The sequence below is a fragment of the Labrys sp. E2SS-1L genome, assembly GCF_057073705.1.
In genome coordinates this window covers 4,704,485-4,724,078 of record NZ_CP172712.1, presented here as the reverse complement: position 1 = coordinate 4,724,078, position 19,594 = coordinate 4,704,485, and the positions used below count along the sequence as shown (strand labels likewise).

General features: G+C 63.6%; 17 protein-coding genes and 1 pseudogene. 14 read left to right on the top strand and 4 right to left on the bottom strand.

Going from position 1 to position 19,594, the window contains the following annotated elements:
• The first annotated feature begins 166 nt into the window (after nucleotides 1-166).
• The 7 genes and pseudogenes from ACIGJE_RS22045 to ACIGJE_RS22015 all read left to right on the top strand — a co-directional run bounded on the left by ACIGJE_RS22045 (nucleotide 167) and on the right by ACIGJE_RS22015 (nucleotide 9,464).
• Entirely contained in the window at nucleotides 167-2,212 is a 2,046-nt protein-coding gene (locus tag ACIGJE_RS22045) for a caspase family protein (protein ID WP_483678702.1), read from the top strand.
• A 697-nt stretch (nucleotides 2,213-2,909) separates the two neighbouring features.
• Complete coding sequence (locus tag ACIGJE_RS22040; protein WP_415083922.1) at nucleotides 2,910-5,228, top strand: FdhF/YdeP family oxidoreductase; 2,319 nt, start codon at nucleotides 2,910-2,912, stop codon at nucleotides 5,226-5,228.
• The gene (locus ACIGJE_RS22035) at nucleotides 5,225-5,515 is read left to right on the top strand and encodes a hypothetical protein (RefSeq protein ID WP_068291360.1); all 291 of its coding nucleotides are present in this window, start codon (nucleotides 5,225-5,227) and stop codon (nucleotides 5,513-5,515) included. The genes ACIGJE_RS22040 and ACIGJE_RS22035 overlap by 4 nt, the downstream gene beginning before the upstream one ends.
• A 79-nt stretch (nucleotides 5,516-5,594) precedes the next feature.
• Nucleotides 5,595-6,818 carry a multidrug effflux MFS transporter gene (locus tag ACIGJE_RS22030; RefSeq protein ID WP_415083921.1) on the top strand — a complete coding sequence of 408 codons (1,224 nt, stop codon included), beginning with the start codon at nucleotides 5,595-5,597 and terminating at the stop codon, nucleotides 6,816-6,818.
• A 744-nt stretch (nucleotides 6,819-7,562) separates the two neighbouring features.
• Nucleotides 7,563-8,621, top strand: coding sequence for a methyltransferase (locus tag ACIGJE_RS22025; RefSeq protein WP_311945243.1), 1,059 nt, complete (start codon nucleotides 7,563-7,565; stop codon nucleotides 8,619-8,621).
• A gap of 183 nt (nucleotides 8,622-8,804) precedes the next feature.
• Nucleotides 8,805-9,068 (top strand): annotated as a pseudogene (locus ACIGJE_RS22020) (general stress protein); the annotation flags it as partial.
• Between the two features lie 207 nt (nucleotides 9,069-9,275).
• Nucleotides 9,276-9,464, top strand: coding sequence for a DUF2171 domain-containing protein (locus tag ACIGJE_RS22015; RefSeq protein ID WP_068291536.1), 189 nt, complete (start codon nucleotides 9,276-9,278; stop codon nucleotides 9,462-9,464).
• A gap of 183 nt (nucleotides 9,465-9,647) precedes the next feature.
• On the opposite strand, the gene ACIGJE_RS22010 is transcribed toward ACIGJE_RS22015, so the two are convergent.
• On the bottom strand, nucleotides 9,648-10,061 hold the full coding sequence (locus ACIGJE_RS22010; protein WP_415083918.1) for a VOC family protein: 414 nt from the start codon (nucleotides 10,059-10,061) through the stop codon (nucleotides 9,648-9,650).
• 238 nt (nucleotides 10,062-10,299) lie between these two features.
• Between ACIGJE_RS22010 and ACIGJE_RS22005 the strand changes: the two genes are divergently transcribed.
• Entirely contained in the window at nucleotides 10,300-11,004 is a 705-nt protein-coding gene (locus tag ACIGJE_RS22005; protein ID WP_415083916.1) for a DUF6882 domain-containing protein, read from the top strand.
• A 53-nt stretch (nucleotides 11,005-11,057) separates the two neighbouring features.
• On the opposite strand, the gene ACIGJE_RS22000 is transcribed toward ACIGJE_RS22005, so the two are convergent.
• Nucleotides 11,058-13,049 (bottom strand): peptidoglycan-binding domain-containing protein, encoded by a 1,992-nt coding sequence (locus ACIGJE_RS22000; RefSeq protein ID WP_483678701.1) that lies wholly within the window; start codon nucleotides 13,047-13,049, stop codon nucleotides 11,058-11,060.
• Nucleotides 13,050-13,502: 453 nt separating this feature from the next.
• On the opposite strand from ACIGJE_RS22000, the gene ACIGJE_RS21995 reads away from it, so the two are divergent.
• Nucleotides 13,503-13,994 carry a hypothetical protein gene (locus ACIGJE_RS21995; protein WP_483678700.1) on the top strand — a complete coding sequence of 164 codons (492 nt, stop codon included), beginning with the start codon at nucleotides 13,503-13,505 and terminating at the stop codon, nucleotides 13,992-13,994.
• 198 nt (nucleotides 13,995-14,192) lie between these two features.
• On the top strand, nucleotides 14,193-14,945 hold the full coding sequence (locus tag ACIGJE_RS21990; protein ID WP_415083909.1) for a hypothetical protein: 753 nt from the start codon (nucleotides 14,193-14,195) through the stop codon (nucleotides 14,943-14,945).
• A gap of 185 nt (nucleotides 14,946-15,130) precedes the next feature.
• Here ACIGJE_RS21990 and ACIGJE_RS21985 read toward each other — a convergent pair whose 3' ends face one another.
• Nucleotides 15,131-15,661: a DUF3455 domain-containing protein gene (locus tag ACIGJE_RS21985; RefSeq protein ID WP_483678699.1), complete on the bottom strand. Its 531-nt coding sequence runs from the start codon at nucleotides 15,659-15,661 to the stop codon at nucleotides 15,131-15,133.
• A 275-nt stretch (nucleotides 15,662-15,936) separates the two neighbouring features.
• Here ACIGJE_RS21985 and ACIGJE_RS21980 point away from each other — a divergent pair, with 275 nt between their 5' ends.
• The 4 genes from ACIGJE_RS21980 to ACIGJE_RS21965 all read left to right on the top strand — a co-directional run bounded on the left by ACIGJE_RS21980 (nucleotide 15,937) and on the right by ACIGJE_RS21965 (nucleotide 18,624).
• Nucleotides 15,937-17,067 carry a hypothetical protein gene (locus ACIGJE_RS21980; protein ID WP_483678698.1) on the top strand — a complete coding sequence of 377 codons (1,131 nt, stop codon included), beginning with the start codon at nucleotides 15,937-15,939 and terminating at the stop codon, nucleotides 17,065-17,067.
• A gap of 297 nt (nucleotides 17,068-17,364) precedes the next feature.
• Nucleotides 17,365-17,625, top strand: a complete 261-nt coding sequence (locus ACIGJE_RS21975) for an excalibur calcium-binding domain-containing protein (protein WP_483678696.1) — start codon at nucleotides 17,365-17,367, stop codon at nucleotides 17,623-17,625.
• 239 nt (nucleotides 17,626-17,864) lie between these two features.
• Nucleotides 17,865-18,284, top strand: a complete 420-nt coding sequence (locus tag ACIGJE_RS21970; protein WP_483678694.1) for a hypothetical protein — start codon at nucleotides 17,865-17,867, stop codon at nucleotides 18,282-18,284.
• Nucleotides 18,285-18,327: 43 nt separating this feature from the next.
• Complete coding sequence (locus tag ACIGJE_RS21965; RefSeq protein ID WP_483678692.1) at nucleotides 18,328-18,624, top strand: hypothetical protein; 297 nt, start codon at nucleotides 18,328-18,330, stop codon at nucleotides 18,622-18,624.
• Here ACIGJE_RS21965 and ACIGJE_RS21960 read toward each other — a convergent pair.
• Nucleotides 18,569-19,512, bottom strand: a protein-coding gene (locus ACIGJE_RS21960) for an IS630 family transposase (RefSeq protein ID WP_483680231.1) whose coding sequence is annotated in 2 segments (ribosomal slippage) — nucleotides 18,569-19,179 and nucleotides 19,179-19,512 — 945 coding nt in all. Because the reading frame shifts where the segments join, the coding sequence is not laid out codon by codon here. The two genes, ACIGJE_RS21965 and ACIGJE_RS21960, sit on opposite strands and share 56 nt — an antisense overlap.
• Nucleotides 19,513-19,594 lie beyond the last annotated feature (82 nt).

Sequence of the window (19,594 nt, the reverse complement as noted above, 5' to 3'; positions counted from 1 at the left end):
TATTCTTCATCCTTTGCTTTTCGGCGACCTGGCGAGCGGTGTAGGTGGTTGAATAGCGATAGAGCCGTTGAACGTATCCATGGACATCGGGGCCCACTTGTTCCATCGGAGATAGGCGCGCCGCCCTTTGGCGGCCATGGAGTCTCCAGAACGGTCCGATTGCCCGATGAAACGCTGTCTTGCCCTGTTGCTCTTCCTTGCCGTGGCCTTCGTGCCGGAGGTCGCCCTTGCCGGCCGGCGCGTGGCGTTGCTGATCGGCAATAGCGACTATGCCAAGGTGCCGCGCCTCGCCAATCCGGGCCGCGATGTCGGGTTGCTGAAGGAGACGCTCCAGAAGGCGGGCTTCGATGCGGTCGACACGATTGTCGACGCCGACCGCGCCGGCATGATCGCGGCGCTGCGCCGCTTCCAGGCGAGCGCATCGGGTGCCGATATCGCCGTGATCTATTTCTCGGGGCACGGCATCGAGATCGGCGGCGAGAACTATCTGGTGCCGACCGATGCGCATCTGTCCAGCGACCGCGACGTGCAGGACGAGACCCTGGCTCTGTCGCGCGTGGTCGAGTCGACCGACGGGGCCGGCCAGCTCAAGCTGGTGATCCTCGATGCCTGCCGCAACAATCCTTTCCTCGCCAAGATGGCCCGCACGCGCGGTACGCGCTCCGTCGGCAAGGGCCTGGCACGGGTGGAGCCGGACGGGGACAATGTGCTCGTCGCCTATGCCGCCCGCGAGGGCAGCGTAGCGCTGGATGGCAACGGCATCAACAGCCCCTATGCACAGGCTCTGGCCCGCTATCTCACCCAGCCCGGCCTCGACATCCGCCTCGCCCTCGGCAAGGTGCGCGACGACGTGCTCAGCGCCACCGATCGCCAGCAGACACCCTTCTTCAACGGATCGCTGGGCGGCGACGTCATTACCCTGGCACCGGCAGGCGGCGGGCAGGTGGCCATGGTGCCGCCGGCCGAACCGCCGCCGCCCGTCGAGCCGCCGCCGCGCAAGCAGACCAAGTTCACGCCGCTGGCGGTGCCGCCTTCGCTCTTCCAGAATGGTGGGGCCGGCACGATGCCGCGCATGACCGATCCGCGTGTCTGGCAGGTGGTCAAGGATGTCGACATGCCGGATGTGATCGAGGAATTCCGCGACCGCTATCGCGATTCCCGGGATGCCGGCGCGGCGGAAGAACGGCTCAAGCAACTCCTGGGTGTCAGCGAGCTCGATCCGCTGCCGCCGCCGGCCGGCGAGCGCATCCCGGCGCCCGAAACCGAATGCGATCGGATCGGAGCGGCACCGCTCGATCCCGACACCGTGATGCGCCGGAGCCGTGCGGCCTCGCCCAAGGAGATCGTTGCGGCCTGCGAGGCGGCGCTCAAGCAATATCCGCGCGAGCGGCGCTTCATGCATCAGCTCGGCGACGCGCTCGCCGATGCGGGCCAGAACGACAAGGCCCTGGGCATGAACCTGCGCGCCGGCATCGCCGGCAGCCAGGGCGGCTGGATCAGCTCCGGCCGCCTGTTCAAGGCGAGAGCCGGAGGAGCCAGCAATCCGGATGGCAACAGCTCCATCTCCCTCACCATGGCCTGGCAGCAGCCGCTCGGCTCCTTCTTCTTCAAGCGCGGCTTCGTCGAGCCCTTCGAGCGCCTGCGCGGCAAGGCCGGCGTCACGCGCGAACTGAGCAAGGCGGCCGCGGCCGGCGACCAGGCGGCCAATGTCTGGATCGGCTACATGTATCTCTTCGGCTTCAACGTACCGAAGGACTATGCCAAGGGCATGGCGGCGCTCGACAAGGCTCGCCTGCCGCGCCCGGAAGACACCGGCATCCATCTTGCCTTGATGCTGAAGACCGGCTACGGCGTCCGGCAGGACGTCAAGGATGCCTTGGAGGAGTTCGGCAAGGCGCAGAAGGCTGACAACAGCTACGCCACCTATCAGCTCGCCCTGATGTATCTCGATGGCCTCGGCGTGCCGCAGAACTATGCCGCAGCCGCCCGCATGATGGGCGATGCGGCCGTCGGCGGCGATCCGCGTAGCGTCGACGACATCCTGGCCAATTTCGGCAAATGGCCCAGGGAATACCGGGTCGTGCTGCAGCAGGAACTGCTCAAGCGCAACCTCATCGAAGGCAAGGCCGATGGCGAGCTCTCGCCTGGCATGACGGAAGAGCTGCGCAAGCTCGCTCCGATGCCGACGGCACCGGTGGCGGCTACGCCTTAAGCGTATCCCTTCCAAGGTCTTGGCAGGCCATCGAACCGGAATTGCACTCCCTCGTTGTTGAGGTTGCGGAGCCCCTCACCTTACCTCTCCCCGTAAGAACGGGGCGAGGGGACTTTCATGTCGAGTTTTATGTCGAAAACCCTTCATCTCGCCCAACGGTCGGGCGAGATGAGAGTTTCGAGGATCAATCGCAACGTTGCGCCTCCTCGCTCCGTTCTTACGGGGAGAGGTAAGGTGAGGGGCAGCACCACCGCCTACAAATTCATTCACTTTCAAGCACCTTGCGAAGGCCTCGAAAGGGGGGGGCGCTCCAAGTAGCGCATCCCCTTGCAGGTTTTCGGGCAAACGGTTTGACCTCACTCCCAGAAATAATCCGCGTTGTAGCTCGATATGACCCCGGCGCTGATGCGCCATGCAATACATGCAGATCTGCTTTTGGAGTGAGAGTTGATGCCTTTGAAATAGGCAGGAAGCTCGCTTTCGTGTCGCTGATGCGTCTATAGCGACATGTTATTGCGCAGTATGACTGGAAATGGACCGCGTACCCAGTTTGTAATTCATATAAATATGAACATGGATGCATATAAATACTGAATGAAGGCAATATCCTATCGCACGATAGAATATTTCGATTTGATAAAGCTGGCCGTCGTCCATATGTCGCAGGGGCAGTTTTTCAGATCGTCGCGAGCCCTTCATGACCGAGACCACGAAGACCGAAGCCAGCAAGACCGGGCTTCGCAAGGCGGCCGCCGGTGGCTGGGGAGCGCTCAAGAGCTGTGGCCGGCATCTGCTGGCGAGCGGCTCGCCTTTGACGGGCGCCCGCACCATGCTGAAGGCGAACCAGCCCGATGGCTTCGACTGCCCGGGTTGCGCCTGGGGCGACCCGGAGCATGGCTCCTCCTTCGAATTCTGCGAGAACGGTGTCAAGGCTGTGGCCTGGGAGGCGACCGACAAGCGCACCACGCCGGTGTTCTTTCGCGAGCACACGCTCGCCAAACTGGGGGGCTGGAGCGACTACGAACTGGAAGCCCAGGGCCGGCTGACCCATCCGATGCGCTATGACCGGGCCAGCGACCGCTACGAGGCGATCGGCTGGGACGAGGCCTTCCGCGAGATCGGCGCCCATCTCAACGCGTTGGCCGATCCCAACCAGGCCGAGTTCTATACGTCGGGCCGAGCCAGCAACGAGGCGGCCTTCCTCTACCAGCTCTTCGTGCGGCTCTACGGCACCAACAATTTCCCGGATTGCTCGAACATGTGCCACGAGGCCAGCGGCGTTGCCCTGCGCCAGGCCATCGGCGTCGGCAAGGGTACGGTGCTGCTCGAGGATTTCGAGGAGGCGGACGCCATCTTCGTCGTCGGCCAGAACCCCGGCACCAACCATCCCCGCATGCTCGGCGACCTCAGGCGTGCAGCGATGCGCGGTGCCCGCGTGGTAGTGTTCAACCCGGTGCGCGAGCGCGGTCTCGAACGTTTTGCCGATCCGCAGGACAAGCTCGAAATGCTGCGCGGCGGCTCCAAGCCCGTCGCCAGCGACTATTTTCAGCCACGCCTGGGCGGCGACATGGCTGCCTTCCGCGGCATGGCCAAGACGGTCTTCGCCCGCGACGACGCCGAGCGCGCCGCCGGCCGGCCGACCCTGCTGGACGAAACCTTCCTGGCCGAGCACACCCACGGCCTCGCCGCCTACCGCGCTGCCGTCGAGGCCACGAGCTGGGAGGCGATCGAGGACCAGTCGGGCCTGACACAGGTGGAGATCGAGACGGCCGCCGACATCTATCTGTCGGCCGAGAAGGTGATCTGCACCTGGGCTATGGGCGTGACGCAGCATCTCCATTCGGTGGCCACCATCCGCGAGATCGCCAATCTCCTGCTGCTGCGCGGCCATGTCGGTCGTCCCGGCGCCGGGCTGTGCCCGGTGCGCGGGCACTCCAACGTGCAGGGGGACCGCACCGTCGGCATCAACGAAAAGCCGCCGGCGGCCTTTCTCGACGCGCTGGCCCGCGAGTTCGACTTCGAGCCGCCGCGTGCCGACGGCCACAACGTGCTCGCTGCCATCGGCGCCATGCTCGACGGCAGCGCCAAGGCCTTCATCGGGCTCGGCGGCAATTTCGCCCGCGCCACGCCGGACTCACCCCTGGTGGAAAAGGCGCTCCGGGCCTGCGACCTCACCGTCCACATCGCCACCAAGCTCAACCATTCGCATCTGATGCCCGGGCGTGCTGCCTATCTGCTGCCTTGCCTCGGCCGTACCGAGGTTGACCGCAACAGCGCCGGCAAGATCCAGATCGTCACGGTCGAGGATTCGATGAGCATGGTGCATGGCTCGGGCGGCATCAATCCGCCGGCTTCCAAGGAGCTGCGCTCGGAAGTCGCGATCATTGCCGGCATCGCCGCCGCGACCGTCGGCTCGGACAAGGTCGACTGGGCGGCGCTTGCCGACAATCACGATTTGATCCGCGACAGCATCGCCCGCACCATTCCCGGCTTCGAGGACTATAATGTGCGGGTGCGCAAGCCGCGCGGCTTCCATCTGCGCAATGCTGCCGCCGAGCGCGAATGGAACACGCCGACCGGCCTCGCCAATTTCGCGGCCGTGCCGCTGCCGGAGGCGACCGCCTTCCAGCAGGCCCGCGGACGCAAGGACGTCTTCGTGCTGCAGACTTTTCGCTCGCACGACCAGTACAACACCACGATCTACGGCCATGACGACCGCTATCGCGGTATCAAGGGTGAGCGCCGGGTGATCTTCATCCATCCCGACGACATCGCCGCCATCGGCGCCATGCCCGGCGAGCATATCGATCTCGTCGGCGAGCATGACGACGGCATCACCCGCATCGCCGAGAATTTCCGGCTGGTTTCCTATGACATCCCGCGCGGCTGCATTGCGGGCTATTATCCCGAGGCGAATGTGCTGGTGCCGTTGTCGAGCGCCGGCGAGGAAAGCGACACGCCGACCTCCAAATCGGTGCTGGTTTCTCTCCGGCGCCGGCTGGCGGTGGCCGCATGAGCGAGGAAGAAGAAGATCTGTTGGCGACGATCGAGGCGATACGGCGGCTCGACCCGCGCCTTTCGCCGCTCGACGGCGTCATACTCGCCGCCGTGACCCTGGATATCGCCGATGATACCCGCAGCTTCGCCAGGCTGTTCGAGGTGGAGCATGCCCTGGTGATCCGTGCCGCCCATGAGCTCACCGAGGAGGGGCGCTGGCTCGACGTGGTCGAACGCCAGGCGCGCACGCAGCGCACCAAGGTGGCGATCAGCGAGGCAGGCAGGGCACGGCTGGCCGGGCTGTAGGGGCGCCGGCGAATCGCGGCCAAACCCTATCGGCACCCCCTGGAATCATCCTATGAAAGCGCCTCATAGGAATCCCATCATGACCGATACGACAAGCCACTCGCCCGTGGTGGGCAAGCTCGGGCGCACGGAATTCATCGTGCTGGTGGCCAGCCTCGTTGCCGTCAATGCCTTCGCGATCGACATCATGCTGCCGGGCTTGCAGCAGATCGGCGCCAGTCTCGGCGAGCCCGATCCCAACCGGCGGCAATTGGTGATCCCGGCCTATCTGCTCGGTTTCGGCCTGCTGCAGTTGGTGTTCGGGCCGCTGTCCGATCGCTTCGGCCGGCGCGGACCGCTGCTGGTCGGGCTCGGCATCTATTGCCTGGCGGCCTTGTGCGCCTTCTTTACCACGGACTTCAATGCCCTGGTGGCCCTGCGTCTGGTCCAGGGCGGTGGCGCAGCCGCTTCCGCCGTGATCGCCACCGCCCTGGTGCGCGATGTCTTCGCCGGCAACCAGATGGCCAGGATCATGTCGCTGGTGTTCACCGTGCTGATGCTCTCGCCCATCCTTGCGCCCTCGCTCGGCCAGGGCCTGATGACGGTGATGGACTGGCGCGGCCTGTTCGGCTTCATGGCGGGCTGGGGGGCGATCGTGATCGGCTGGGTCTGGTGGCGCCTGCCCGAGACGCTGCAGCCCGAGCACAAGCGTCCTCTCAGCCTCAAGGCCGTGATCGAGGGCTTCGGCATCGTCTTCGCTAACCGGGTCTCGCTCGCCTATATCATCGGCATGGCGGCGCTGTTCGGGGCGCTGATGGGCTTCCTCAATTCCTCCCAGCAGATCTATCGCGACGTCTTCGGCGTCGAGACGATGTTTCCGCTGTTCTTCGCCGGCGGCGCCGCCTGCTCGGCGCTGGGCGGCATGGTCAATGCGCAGCTGGTCAACCGCTATGGCATGCGGCTCCTGTCCTGGCTGGCGCTCGGTGTGTTCGGCGCGGCAGCCTTGGCCATCCTGGTCGCTGCCTTGCTGCAGGCGCTGCCGCTCTGGCTGTTTTTCGGGCTCAGCGCGGCGCAGTTCCTGGTGTTCAGCATGATCCTGTCGAATTTCGGCGCCCTGGCCATGGAACCGCTCGGCGAAGTGGCGGGAACCGCCGCCTCGACCCAGGGCTTCCTGCAGATGGTGCCCGGCGCCGCCATCGGCATCCTGATCGGCCAGGTGTTCGACGGTACCGTGATCCCGCTCGCCATCGGCTATGTCGCCATGGTCGCCCTGACGGCAGTCTGCGTAACGCTGATGGCGGGGAGGGGACGCGTCACGGGCTGACCTGGTGACGTCGGCCGCGTCAACGCTGCCGCCGAAAGCAAGGCGAGGCTCTTCGCAGGTTGAGGAAAGGTCAGTGTTGCCGGTTACTATTGCCGTATTCTTCCTGGCAGGAACCAGCCACTTTTTGCGCGATGCTCTGCGATAACGCTACGGCAATAAAAAAGGGAGGTCCGAAAACCTCCCTCAGATTTCAGTTTTATCCGGTCATCAAGGTCGAAAGTCGCGCTGGTCTCTGCCTGGGGCGGCAATGACGCTGACGATTGACATCCCCAACTTCCATTCTTCCCTGTAATAGGGCTGTTGGTGGGGAAGATTATACCCACTTTTTGCAATGTCAACTGGGTCAAGGGAGTACATCCAAGTAGTATTGCAGGAAATAACATTTCATAAGGACGTCTCAATAATGTTTGTTCGTATGCTAACGTTTGCTCGGGAGCATTTTTTGGCTGGAGGCAGGATCAGTCCTGGCCTATTCGTCGCCAGAGCTTCGAGCTCACTTTGAAGCAGGATGGTCTCGCGGATAGGCAAGGCTTTTCGCCGCGATTGCCGTAGAGAATCCCGAGATAATGCAAGGCTTTGGCTAGGTCGAAACGCGGCTCGCGGCGCTTGCCCGCCCATGAACCGGGGGAAGGGGTTTGCTTCGGAGCGGTAGGATTCAACCCTGTAATTGCGTGCGAGGCATCAGCGGTCATGCTATTTTAGGTTGCAGATATGGTCCATCACAAGCCACCCGGGAGAGGTGCCATGGACGACAAGACTCGCGCGGCCTCAGCCCAGCCCATGCCTTCGGCAATCCAGGAACCTCCCCCGCATGTCAAGCTGATCCAGATCGCAACCGGCAGCTGGGTCGCGCGCATGGTCTGGGCGGCGGCCAAGCTGGGCCTGGCTGATCAGCTCACCGCCGGTCCGCGCGGCGCCGAGGAACTGGCCGGCCCGCTCGGCCTGCATGCGCCCTCGCTGCACCGTTTCATGCGCTGCCTGGCGAGCCTGGGTATCCTCGGCGAGCGCCCCGGCCGACGCTTCGCCCTGACGGAGATGGGCGAGGCGCTCAGGACCGGCGCGCCGGGCGCGGCGCGGGCCACAGTGCTGACCTTCGGCAGTTCCTGGTTCTGCGGCCCCCTCGACGAGATCATTTATTCGCTGCAGACCGGCAAGACCGCCTTCGAGAAGGTGCACGGCATGCCGGTCTTCGACTATCTCGGCCAGCACCCCGAGGAAGCTTCCCTGTTCAGCGAGACCATGGTCGGCGTGCATGGCCAGGAGCCGGAGGCCGTCGCTGCGGCCTATGACTTCTCGCCTTTCCGCAGCATTGTTGATGTAGGCGGAGCCACCGGCAATCTGCTCGCCGCGATCCTGGCCCGGCATCCGGAACCACGCGGTGTCCTGTTCGACCGGCCCTATGTGGTGGCCGAGGCGCCGGACCTGCTCGAGGCGCGCGGCGTGCGGGAGCGGGTGACGATCGAGCCCGGCGATTTCTTCCAGACGGTTCCGGCCGGGGGCGATGCCTATGTGCTGTCCCATGTCATCCATGACTGGAGCGAGGCGCAGTGCCTGGCCATCCTCGCCCATGTCCGCAAGGCGATGCAGCCCGATGGGCGGCTCCTGCTGGTCGAGATGGTGCTGCCGGCCGGCGATGCGCCCCATCCCGGCAAGCTGCTCGACATGGTGATGCTGACGCTGCCCGGCGGCCAGGAGCGCACGGAAGAGGAATACCGCCAGCTTCTCGCCAAGGCCGGTTTCCGCCTGACGCAGGTGGTGCCGACCGAGTCCGCCGTCAGCGTGGTGGAGGCGGTGCGGGAATAGGGGCTGGCGGGCACGCCCAGAACGCGCTCCTGCGCGCCAAATCAGCCATTTGGAGCGGGGGTTCAGGCTGTTCGCCCGGTCTTTTCCGGCATCGATTTGCGTTTTCGATGGAACGCAGAGGCCGTTCGGGGATTGTCATGGTGGAATGTCCTCTCACCCAAGACCCGTGGCCTCCACGGTCGGATGCAAAGGAAGACTGCCATGACCGAGATCATCACCGGCTTCTACGACAATCGATCCGATGCCCAAGCCGCCCTCGAGCAATTGCTGTCAGCCGGGTTTGCCCGCGACCAGATCACGCTCAATGCGAAGGACGAGAATTCCGACTATGTGCGCGGCGAAGACACCGCCTCCTATGATCACCAGCGCGACGAGGGTGGCTTCTGGGCGATGCTCAAGCACTTCTTCTTTCCCGATGAGCGGCGTTACCTCTACAGCGAGGGCCTGAGCCGCGGCGGCACGTTGCTCACCGTCGAGGCCGAAAGCCACCAGATCGAAACCGCCCGGATGATCATGGAGGAATATGGCTCGATCGACCTGCCGGCGCGGGCCGAGAGCTGGCGCAAGAGCGGCTGGCCGGGCTACGCCGCCGTGGCCCCGGACGGCGCGCTGCTTGCTCCCGAACATGCCGCCGGGGGCGACATCCGCGAGAACATGGAGGTCATCACCTCCGATGGCGTCAATATCGGCACGGTCGACGATCTCGGCGACGACCAGATCCGGCTCGCCAAGAATACCTCGCCCGATGGCGTGCATCATTTCGTGCCGCTGGACTGGGTCGACCATGTCGACGAACAGGTGCATCTCAAGCGCAAGGCGCCGGAGGTACAGGCCGTCTGGTAGGATCGTTCGGCACCGGCTGCGTGATGACGGGCGCCCGAGAGGGTGCCTGTTGTTTGTGAACGGTGCCAGTTATGGAAAACGCTTTAGAGCAAAGCGCGTCCAGGCGCGAACGCGCTTTGCTCTAACTCTTTGGTTCGACGCGTCTTTGCGATTTGAAGTGATTCATTCAAATCACAAAACGCTTTAGCGCGCGAACACGCCGTCGAAATCCTTGAAGCCCTTGATTTCGATCGGGTTGCCGCTCGGGTCGCGGAAGAACATGGTGCGTTGCTCGCCGGGCTCGCCCTCGAAGCGGATCACCGGCGGGATCTCGAAGGCGATGCCGGCCTTTTCCAGCCGGGCAGCCAGCGCCAGCCAGACGTCGAGCGGCAGGATCACGCCGAGATGCGGCATCGGCACCAGGTGGTCGCCGACCTTGCCGGTGCGGCTGGTGGCGAAGGGCGTGCCCAGATGCAGCGAGATTTGGTGGCCGAAGAAGTCGAAATCGACCCAGCTCTGCGTGCTGCGCCCCTCCTCGCACCCCAGCACCTCGCCATAGAAGCGGCGGGCCTGGTCGAGATCGGTGACGTGATAGGCAAGGTGGAACAGCGAGCGCATGGCAGTCTCCGCATTGACCGGGCCAGGGTAGCTGAAAAGCGGGCGGCGATTCAACGCCGGAGGCCCGATGCAGCGAATGTCAGACGCGCGCTGATGGGCGCCATGTTCCCTTGGCCCAAGTTCCCTTGGCCCATGTTCCCTCGGACATTGTGCCGTCGTGTCCCGGGTGCACAAATGCGGCGGCGCGATCATGCCGCTCGGCCGTCGGGCATCCACGCAGCAATCGGGGAAGGCAGCCATGGCCCCCAGCTTGAACGACCTGTTCTTCGCGGAGGCCGGCTCGGCCTTCGCCCGGCAATTGGCGCTCGGCGATCTGATCGGCGACCGCCCCTGGAACGTCGACATCGGGCGCGGCGAGATCACCTTCGGCAGCGATCTTGCCTTCCCGATCCAGGTCCTCGGCACCTGCTCGGAACAGGACAGCAGCTGGCTGTGGGCTTGGGCCAACCATCAGAGCGGCCTGCCGGCCGCCGTCCTCGTGGCGAGCTTGCGCATCAAGGACATCGGCAGCCAGCGCGGCATCGGCGAATTCGTCGAGCCGAAATTCACGCTCGACCGCATCGCCGACCACATGCTCGCCATGCTCTGCGGCGCTCTTCTGGACAGGGGCTGCTACTACCGCGCACCCTATCAGGGCGGCGCCGTCTTCCTCCTGCTCGACAAGCTTCCCGCCGCGATCCGAGCACCGGTGGCGCCTGAGCGGGTGAACACGGTGCTGATGCAGGTGGTCAGCAATTTCGAGGTCGATCACCGCAGCATGGCCGAGAGTTTCCTGCACCAGCAGGGCTTCGTGGTGAAGGCGGAGCCCGCGCTGCTCTCGGCGAGCCGGGACACGGATGGCGCGGAGATCAGGCTTGCCTTCGATACGCAGCGACGCATCGCCAAGGTCGAGGGCGTCATCAAGCCTCGCACAGCGAAGAAGCCCTGGTGGAAGCCGTGGTGAGGGGCGGCGCTTGCAAGAACGCATGAGCCGAACGTCGCCGGCGCTCCGCCCCTTCAGCCCAGCATCTTATCGCCCGGCATGATGGCGGACAGGAATTTGTAGCCGCGGTTCACGCCATAGCGCGGATCGGCCTTGATCAGCGTCATGAACTGGCGGTGGCCGTTCTTGGTGCGGCCGACGAGGCAGCCGGCGCTGGTGCGGCCGAGATCGTCCTGCGGCGCGTCATAGCCCCAATGCTGGTTGATGGCGAACAGGCCGGTATCGAGCCGGTCGCCGGTGCGCTGGAAGTCCTTGTTGAGGTCCCGGAAGACGCTGAGGGGCTCGGCCTGGACGAGGGCCTCATGGGCCGACGGCGAGCCGGCATGGTGGGTGCCGACCACCCAGGCCTTGTACTGGTTGAAGGCGATCCTGGCCGCCCCCTTGGGGTTCATCGGATGGATGGTCCAGAAATCGCCCGGCTCGGTGGTGCCTTCCCAGAGCGAGTCCCCGAAATTCGGGCGGCCGCTCCGGTCGATGGCGAAGACGATCCTCAGGTCGTTGAAGACATTGTGCCTGTCGTCGTTGAGCGTGCCGTCCGGGTTCACCCCTTCGAGATAGGCGATGTTCTTGCAGTCGGGATGGCGGCAGATGAAGTATTTCTGCGCCTTCATATAGGCGATGACCTTGTCGAACCAGGTTCCGGTCGCGGTGATCTCGGGCAGGAGCGCCGTCGGTTCGAGCAGCCGCCGGGCGATGGCGCCGGTGAAGCCGCCGCCGAGCGAGATGCCGTTGAGGTCGCAGAATTCGCTGAGGGCCCAGAGCGAGACCGGGCCGAACTTGCCGTCGGCGGGCGGATCGAGGAAGCCCAGCTCCGACAGCCGCCACTGGATCGCCTTGACCAGGCCGGTTTTGCCGCCGAGCTCGGCCACCGGGATGGCGGCGCCGTCGAATTGCGACAGGGCGGTCGTGCCGCCGCCCGCCGCTGCGGCGGCGCTGCCGTTCTTGCGGAACTTGGCGGGCACGATATGGCTGTCGACATAGTCGTTCAGCCAGGCCCGATAGGCCCGCGTGGTGTCGCCGCCGGCGGCATCGACATAGGTCTGCGCCTTGCTGCGCCCGATCTGGGTCACCAGGTCGCTGAAGGTGTAGGACCGCGTCTGCTTGAGGAAGGCCTGCGCGCCGCCGAGCCCTTCATGGTGGGCGATATAGATGAAGCGGGCCTTCTCGTCGTCGCCGATCTGGTCGTCGACCAGCCCCTCGGCGATCAGGGCGCTCAGGTTGAACAGGCCGTATTCGGCCGCCGAGACGATCGCGAGCTCGGGATCGAAACGCAGGTCGAGCACGGCCTGCCTGCGCGCGGCCATGATGTCGTTGCCGGCGTCGATGAATCCCTTGGCCTTGCAGACCTGGTTCAGCAGCGTCTTCTTGTTGGTGGCGTGCGAGGTCCAGGTGCTGTCGAGGAACTGCGTGAGCCCGGCTGCGCTGCTGGTGCCGGCCTTGGAGTTGGCGTTCCACTGGCCGCTCGGTAATTTGGCCGCCTCGGCATCGATGAGGGCGGCGATGGCGGCGGCATCGATGTCGGTGATGCCGTGGGCCTTCAGGAGGGGCGCGCGATAGACCTCGTTCGGCCCCAGGCTGAGCTCGTCGCCGCTATCGGAACCCGGCCCCTCGGCTTCCTGTTCGTCGGAGTCGCCGCCGCCGGCCGGCAGGTCGCCGGTGTCGATCCAGCCTTCGGCGGCGCTGCCATCCTCCAGCCGGATCCGCACCTTCTTCCAGGGCGGCAGCTGGGCGCGTTCCTCGATGATGCTGCCGGCAACAGGCCTCGGCGTGCCCAGGGGCTCGTCATAGAGCTTGAACGCGGTCGCCTGCGCGATCTTCAGCATGTCGGCGTGGAGCCAGCCGAGATAGGTCTGGATGGCCTTGTCGGTGAACGAGACCTTGGCCCAGTTCGACAGCGCCCGCAGCTGCGAAACCCGGTCGCCCGCCGCCAGGCTGACGAGCGCCGCGGACGTATCGTCGGGATCCGGAAAAAGCGATGCCTGCGAAATCACGATGCAATCAGCCATGGCAGCCCCTCCATTTGGACAGCAGATCTCAGGCGGATAGGTATGGTCGCGCGGTTTTTACTTCCGTGACCTCGCACGGCGTCGCGGCGTGAAAAGGATTCAGGAATTCACGACGGGAAAAGGGCTGCTGGCCGAAATCGATAGTCACAATAGAAGCGCAGGGATGCGGTGCAGAGCGAGGCTTTCTGCTACGAAGTCGGGTATTTCAGGCATGGATAGTTCGCCGATAAGTAACGCACCGCCGGGCGATGTTTTCAACGACTGTTTTGGTGCTCCCGAGCCGGTTTTCACGGGCCTGTCACGGTTGCGGCCTTCATGGTTGCTTGGCTTGGATTCCAGCAAGGCGGCCGGCTGTCATTGCGAGCGCATTTTACTGTTATACCGAATGGAACCGTTGGCCGGTCAAAACAGAGCACCACAAGAATTAAGTAATTTTGGACAGCAGAGGTAACGATGTTGCGGAACTTCATGGTGGCATTGGGGATGTCGGTCTTGCTGGCCGGCTGCGCGCCCTTGGTCGGCGTCAATGCCAACAGCACGACGCCGCCGAGTGCGGAAACCAGGAAGACATTCCAGGGCGGCACGACCAACATGACATTCAGCGCCCATGGCACGCAGGTCGAGTTCCTCAGCAAGGACGGCCGCACCGCCCTCTGGTATCCCGGCAACGGTATCGTGCTGCAGGGTCGCTGGCGTCTCGTCGGCGCCGATCCGACCACAGGTTTCCAGGACAACATCTGCTTCCAATACGGCGCCAACACCTATAATCCGCTGACGCTCAACTATGGCGGCAACTGGGAATGCGAGGGGATCGCCCTCTATCAGGGGCATGTCGTCGAGCGCGTGGCGGGCGATCCTTTCGGCCTGGGCAAGCGCGGTGCCGTACCCTTCGTCCTGCCACGGCAGCGCACGACCTTCGCGGAACTGCTGAAGCGACGGTCCTGACACGTCGTCACGTCTGGCTGAAATCGAGGCGGCAGTTCATCCGCCGCCATTTCCTTCTCTTACAGAGGCGCTGCGCAGAGCGAACGACGAGGTAAGCCGCACTCCATCCCGTGAAGCCGAGAATTCAGGCAAGCCGTCACCGTCGTTTCAACTGCCCCATCGAGTGGAATTCCAGGCAATGAAGACATGGAGGTGGGAATGGAATACGCCCTGTTGCTGCTCACCCTTGCCAGTGGCCTCGCCGGAGCGATCTGGGACAAGCCGCCTCGCTGGGTCAAATACGGCCTCATCTTCATCATTCTCGCGTCGTCAGGTGTCTCCGGATACAAGATCTGGACGGATGATCGGGAGAAGCAGGCAAAGCAGCTGTTCGACACGGAAGTCGACCGAAGAACGATCGCTCTGAGTATTTCCGATCTGAACGTCGTGCATCCCCAGATTCTGGGATGGCTGCAATCAAAGGGTTACACGGCTGGCACGGATTGCCGGACATGGGGAGACGGCGTCCTCTGTGACGTTCAGGAGGTGCAGGGGAGGGACAAGTGGGACCTGCCGCTGCGGCGTACCGATCTGGCGGCTTTGTATCTGTACGCCTTGAAGACGAAACCTTCGCTTTCTCCGGAGGCTTTCATGTATCTGGACGCCTTGTTCATGCGAGGCGGGCGCGCTGTTCCCTTGATGCAGCGAACGGATCTGCTCGATACGACCGCCATACTCGCAGCAAACAGCCTGTATGAGAGTTGCGGTTTCGGACCCAATGCGATGCGGGTGAGCGACAAGCTGGAATTTCTGCTGGATTACCAGCGGGATGCGGCCCTTCACACCGCCGTGCTGGCGCAGCCGGATCCTTCCCTATGGGCCTTGGACGAGGATCCTCCGAAGGTGTTTCATCGCCTGATCACCCAGTACAGGCAGAGCGTCGCGGCGCAGGACCGCCAATGCAAGAGCTGAGCCGGAGCGACGGCGGGTCGAGGTAAAGGGGCATCCCGGACAACAAGGAGCCAGCTTTGGTGGCGGGCTCTTCCCGGGATCGCAGGCGTCCTCGCCTGCTCTTTCCGACCGCCTGCCGAGGCGTTTCCAAGAGCAGGCGAGGACGCCTGCGATCCCGGGGAGGAGCGATCCTTATACGTCCGCTGTCAGTTGGCCTTGGCGAAGAACGCGTAGGTCGCGGTGTAGGGCACGCCGACTTTCGTCCCGGTGCGCACGGGCGGCGTGGCCGGGGCGACGCCGCCGTGGGTGGCGATGCGCTGCACATAGCCGACCTTGTCCAGCACGCCGGCCGCCGGATCGGCGGTGACCTTGACGAGCAGCCAGGGGATGTCGGCGCTGGCTCTTTTTGCCGGCACCGTCACCACGGCCGTATCCTTGTCGCGGACGATCTTGCTGCCATCGGCGGCCTCCCAGGAGGGGCCGGCATAATGATGGACGGCGCCTGGTTTCGCCGCCAGCTCGGCCACGGGGGTCTCGAGCACCCATTTGGGCGCCGCCCCGGCTTCCGCCGTGCTGGTATAGACCTGCAGACCCCTGGCCTTGGCGGTGAAGGCGAGCGTGTAGCCGGCCGGCGGCTGCAGCGCGGCCGGCACGGCCTCCGCCGCTTTTGCAGCCTGTGTTGCTCCGGCGAGCACCATCGCCGCGACGACGAATGCATAGGTTCTCTGCGTGGGCATTCCGATCTCCTGGCCCGATCCCGGGCTGGTGTCTGTCGCGGCCGGGGTAGCATGGCACGGGTATCATGGGCCCGGCAATATGCCGTGCGAGGCAGTCCACGCCGACAGCGCTGGAATTGAGCGCGCTGTCGGCGTAACGCCCAATTTCACCATGACCAGCAAGAACGATAGAGTGTATGAGGCAACAAAATCAGTAAACCGCCATCGTAATTCCGGCCCCTTGTTTTGACACCGCCTTGGCTTTGCCTGATGTTCGCGGAATTGGGAGGCACCGCATGCGGTGGTTGGTTGCCGGCTTGCTGATCTCGTCGAGTCTGGCCGGAGGCTGTCGGGCCCGCGATCTCCATGACGGTTTCGACAGCGGCAGCGCCGACCGGGCGTCGTGGAGCTTCGGCAAGTTCGTCGGCGGCTATCCGTCCAGGCAGGTGCAACCGCTCTTCCCCGGCAGTGGCGGAACCGCAGGCGCGATCTCGATCGTCACGACGGACGCCGATGGCGGCAATGATTGCCCGCTGGAGGAAATGCCGGCGGGCGGCTGCCAGCGGGCCGAATTGCAGGTCGCCAAGAGCGCAGCGCTGCCTTACGGCGCCGACAGCTGGTATGCGTTCAGCTTCCGCATCCGGGGGCAGGTCGCCGTCTCAGGCAGCCACCGCACGGTCATCGGCCAATGGAAGGGGCCTGGTAATGACAGCCCGTTCGTGGCGCAGCGCTACGATGACGGCATTTTCCATATCACCGTGGAAACGGCCAACGGGCGCTGCCTCGTCGCGACCGATCGCAACAACGTGGCCGAGGTGCTCCAGGCCCAGGGCCTTCTCGCTTCCCTGGACGCGTCCGACGATCGGGTGCGCGAACAGGCCGTCGCGCTGATGCGGGGCACAATCGGGCAGCAGCGGCAGGCCGAGGTTCTGACCGGCGTGTTGCCGGCCGACGCTCCCCTGCCGGCCCCGTTGCCGGGCAGGGAGCTGGAGGACCGGCGCAGCGGGGAGAACCGTGCCGCCGATTACCTGCAGGGGCTAGCCTTCCTGTCCGCCCCCGAAAATTATCTCGGCTGTCGCCTGGTCCGCATCGAGCCGGTGTCGAACCGGCCATTGCCGACGCCGAGGGATGCCTGGGTCGAGATGGTCTATCATATCAGGGGTTCGCACCACGACCCGTCCGGCAGACCCGTCGGCGCCCTGCTCGAAGTCTGGGCCGATGGCCGGAAGATCGTGCGGGTCAGCGGCGATTTCGGCACCCGGCCGCCCATCGATCCCCAGGCCGATCCCGGGACGCAATATGTCAAGCTCGGTCTCTATCGCCTCAGGCAGCCGGGGACACTCAGCGTCGATCTCGACGAATTCTCCCAGGCCTCGGATCTGGCCGGGCTGCGGCTCGAGCACATGCATCCGTTGGAGACGCCGTGACAGGTGAATAACGAGTGCGGTGACAGTGTGCTGGATGTGCGTTTCGCTCACATAGGCGTGGCGGGCAATGAGGATACTGCCACCGTGTTACACGGCGGCCAATTTTCCTTTCACGGCAATGTCACGAGCTCTGTTCTTCAAGATTGCTTGGTTCTACTTCGAGCAAGACCGCTGAATGAAGCGGAGAAGATGAGGCACGGAGTTGGTGCACCGTTGTCGTAGTTCAATTTCCTTCGATGGCGACCTCATCAAGAAGGGCGATAGTCGATGCGGTTTTTGATTGCGGTTGGAACCGTCATGGCCTTTTCAACTGTCTCTGCGGCCCAAGACCTTTCATGCAGGGATCGCTACTGCAAGGACATGACATCCTGCCAGGAAGCCGTCTGGCGCTTCGATCATTGTGGCGCATCGAAGCTCGACCGCGATAGCGATGGCCTGCCCTGCGAAAATCTTTGTAAGACCGCTGACACTGTCAGCCGCGCACGCAAGGCGAATGCCGCAGCTCGGCCCGATCCGCCGGTTGAAGAGCCCAGCACTGCAACAGATGGAGAGAATTGATATGCGGATCGGCATCGTCGTGCTGACGATCATCGCGAGCTTGGCGGCAACCGTCGTAGCCGAAGCGCGCAATACGCCCTGTTCGGGGCGTAAGGGAGGGGTAAAGGCCTGTACGGCGGGTGGTAAATTTCTCTGCAGAAATGGTACGGTTAGCCAGTCGAAGCAAACGTGCCACAAGAATTGAATGCTCGAAGCGGCAGCAGTGCTTGATGTACTGCCATCGTAATTCCGGGGGGAAAATGCGGAAAATTTCTCGTTTCGTCACGATTGGGACGCTGTTGCTTACTGCTTGCACTGTTCAACCGCGTCAAGCCAGCGTAGGGACTTCTATCCGCCAGGACTTTCGCTCGAAATGCAAAGTTCCAGACTTCGCAACCCTGATCATTAACGACCGGGCCAAAGCAAAGGCACAGGCAGCGGTGTATATGCGCTGCCTCAATGGCGAAGCCAGACAGCAGGGGCTAGAACGGGCAAAGCCCGTTTGCCTGGCTAAGGGGGTAAGGGACAGCACCGCCGAAATGAGGCAATGCCAACTTGCCGAGGCACATGCGCAGTGTCTTCGATCGATCGGCGACTATGAGGGGTATGCCGGTCAATTGGGATCCGCCAATACCGGCGGCCCCACCGCAGAGAGCACCTGCGCGCAGATCTATCATTGAAAGGCGATTGCTCGCGAATATCTCAATCAATGAAAGCCTCATCATGAAAGACTCATCCAACATCTGGCCGGCTTTCTTTAAAGCGCTTGGCGTTGAGCATCGTGAAGCAACCGAGATTACCGGTCTTAGTGGGTTGTCCCATCCGGTGCAGGCGATCGGTGTTGATGATAAAACTAAGAGAGTTGTAGTTATTTCATCTGAATACAACCCTCGAATTGCCGCCTTAATGCAAGTCGATATACAAGGGACGTTGCCGGATGCGAGGGTATTAGAGCGTATCTTGTTTAAGTTGGTTCATAGCCCGCTGCCTGGAAGTAGTTCGCGCATTCGGCTGGGCTGAAGAGGTGGATGATCGAGCCGACTGCCTCCCATAGGGCATCGATGGTCCTTTCGGCCTTTGCCCGTAGCAGCGCCTTGAGTTTGGAGAACGCATTTTCAATTGGGTTGAAGTCGGGGCTGTAGGGCGGCAGATAGAGCAGGCTCGCACCTGCCGTCTCGATCGCATTACGCACGCCGGCGGTCTTGTGGGCCGGCAGGTTGTCCATCACGACAACGTCGCCGGGCTCAAGGGTCAGGACCAGGACCTGCTCGACATAGGCAAGGAATGCGTTGCCGTTCATGGCGCCGTCATAGACGAAGGGCGCGGTCATCCCGGTCAACCGCAGGGCGCCGGTGAAAGTGGTCGTTTTCCAATGACCGTGGGGAACGCCCGCCCGGCAACGCTCACCACGGGGCGCTCTTCCACGCAAGCGCGCCATCTTCGTCGACAGCCCCGTCTCATCGATGAACACGAGCCTTGCCGGATCGAGATCGAGTTGACCGTCGAACCAAGCCTGGCGGCGTTTCAGGATGTCGGGCCGATCCTGCTCCAGTGCATGTGCGGACTTTTTTTGAACGTCCAGCCATGGCCACGAAGCCAGGCGCTCAGGGCACTGCGGCTGATCCCGACCGATTGCTCGGTCTCCAGCCGCCGCACCATCTCGTTGAGCGTGATGTCCTTACGTTCCTCGATCAGCCCGACGATGAAGGCTTCATGCACATCGAGGCTGGAGGAGCGGCTACGGCCAGGCCGTCGAGGCGCCAACTCGCCTACCTTCGCTCGTGCTATCCAGCGGATCGCACTCGAAACGCCGACACCGAACCGCGCTGCAGCCCGACGCGCCGACATGCCTTCTGCCGAGGCCTTCAGGACCCGTGACCGTAGATCTCCGCTCAGGGCTCTTCCCATCATCAACCTCTCCCACAAGGCAGATGTTGAATCAGCTCACAAGCCACCTGTCACATCACAATCGATTCATCGATCGCAGGAC

Excerpts from the sequence above, each read along its gene's own strand:
- ACIGJE_RS21990 (WP_415083909.1), top strand. The coding sequence starts at position 14,193 with ATGGAATACGCCCTGTTGCTGCTCACCCTTGCCAGTGGCCTCGCCGGA.
- ACIGJE_RS22025 (WP_311945243.1), top strand. The coding sequence starts at position 7,563 with ATGGACGACAAGACTCGCGCGGCCTCAGCCCAGCCCATGCCTTCGGCA.
- ACIGJE_RS22030 (WP_415083921.1), top strand. The coding sequence starts at position 5,595 with ATGACCGATACGACAAGCCACTCGCCCGTGGTGGGCAAGCTCGGGCGC.
- ACIGJE_RS22040 (WP_415083922.1), top strand. The coding sequence starts at position 2,910 with ATGACCGAGACCACGAAGACCGAAGCCAGCAAGACCGGGCTTCGCAAG.
- ACIGJE_RS21965 (WP_483678692.1), top strand. The coding sequence starts at position 18,328 with ATGAAAGACTCATCCAACATCTGGCCGGCTTTCTTTAAAGCGCTTGGC.
- ACIGJE_RS21995 (WP_483678700.1), top strand. The coding sequence starts at position 13,503 with ATGTTGCGGAACTTCATGGTGGCATTGGGGATGTCGGTCTTGCTGGCC.
- ACIGJE_RS21980 (WP_483678698.1), top strand. The coding sequence starts at position 15,937 with ATGCGGTGGTTGGTTGCCGGCTTGCTGATCTCGTCGAGTCTGGCCGGA.
- ACIGJE_RS22000 (WP_483678701.1), bottom strand. The coding sequence starts at position 13,049 with ATGGCTGATTGCATCGTGATTTCGCAGGCATCGCTTTTTCCGGATCCC.
- ACIGJE_RS22005 (WP_415083916.1), top strand. The coding sequence starts at position 10,300 with ATGGCCCCCAGCTTGAACGACCTGTTCTTCGCGGAGGCCGGCTCGGCC.
- ACIGJE_RS22015 (WP_068291536.1), top strand. The coding sequence starts at position 9,276 with ATGGAGGTCATCACCTCCGATGGCGTCAATATCGGCACGGTCGACGAT.
- ACIGJE_RS22035 (WP_068291360.1), top strand. The coding sequence starts at position 5,225 with ATGAGCGAGGAAGAAGAAGATCTGTTGGCGACGATCGAGGCGATACGG.
- ACIGJE_RS22045 (WP_483678702.1), top strand. The coding sequence starts at position 167 with ATGAAACGCTGTCTTGCCCTGTTGCTCTTCCTTGCCGTGGCCTTCGTG.
- ACIGJE_RS21975 (WP_483678696.1), top strand. The coding sequence starts at position 17,365 with ATGGCCTTTTCAACTGTCTCTGCGGCCCAAGACCTTTCATGCAGGGAT.
- ACIGJE_RS22010 (WP_415083918.1), bottom strand. The coding sequence starts at position 10,061 with ATGCGCTCGCTGTTCCACCTTGCCTATCACGTCACCGATCTCGACCAG.
- ACIGJE_RS21985 (WP_483678699.1), bottom strand. The coding sequence starts at position 15,661 with ATGCCCACGCAGAGAACCTATGCATTCGTCGTCGCGGCGATGGTGCTC.
- ACIGJE_RS21970 (WP_483678694.1), top strand. The coding sequence starts at position 17,865 with ATGCGGAAAATTTCTCGTTTCGTCACGATTGGGACGCTGTTGCTTACT.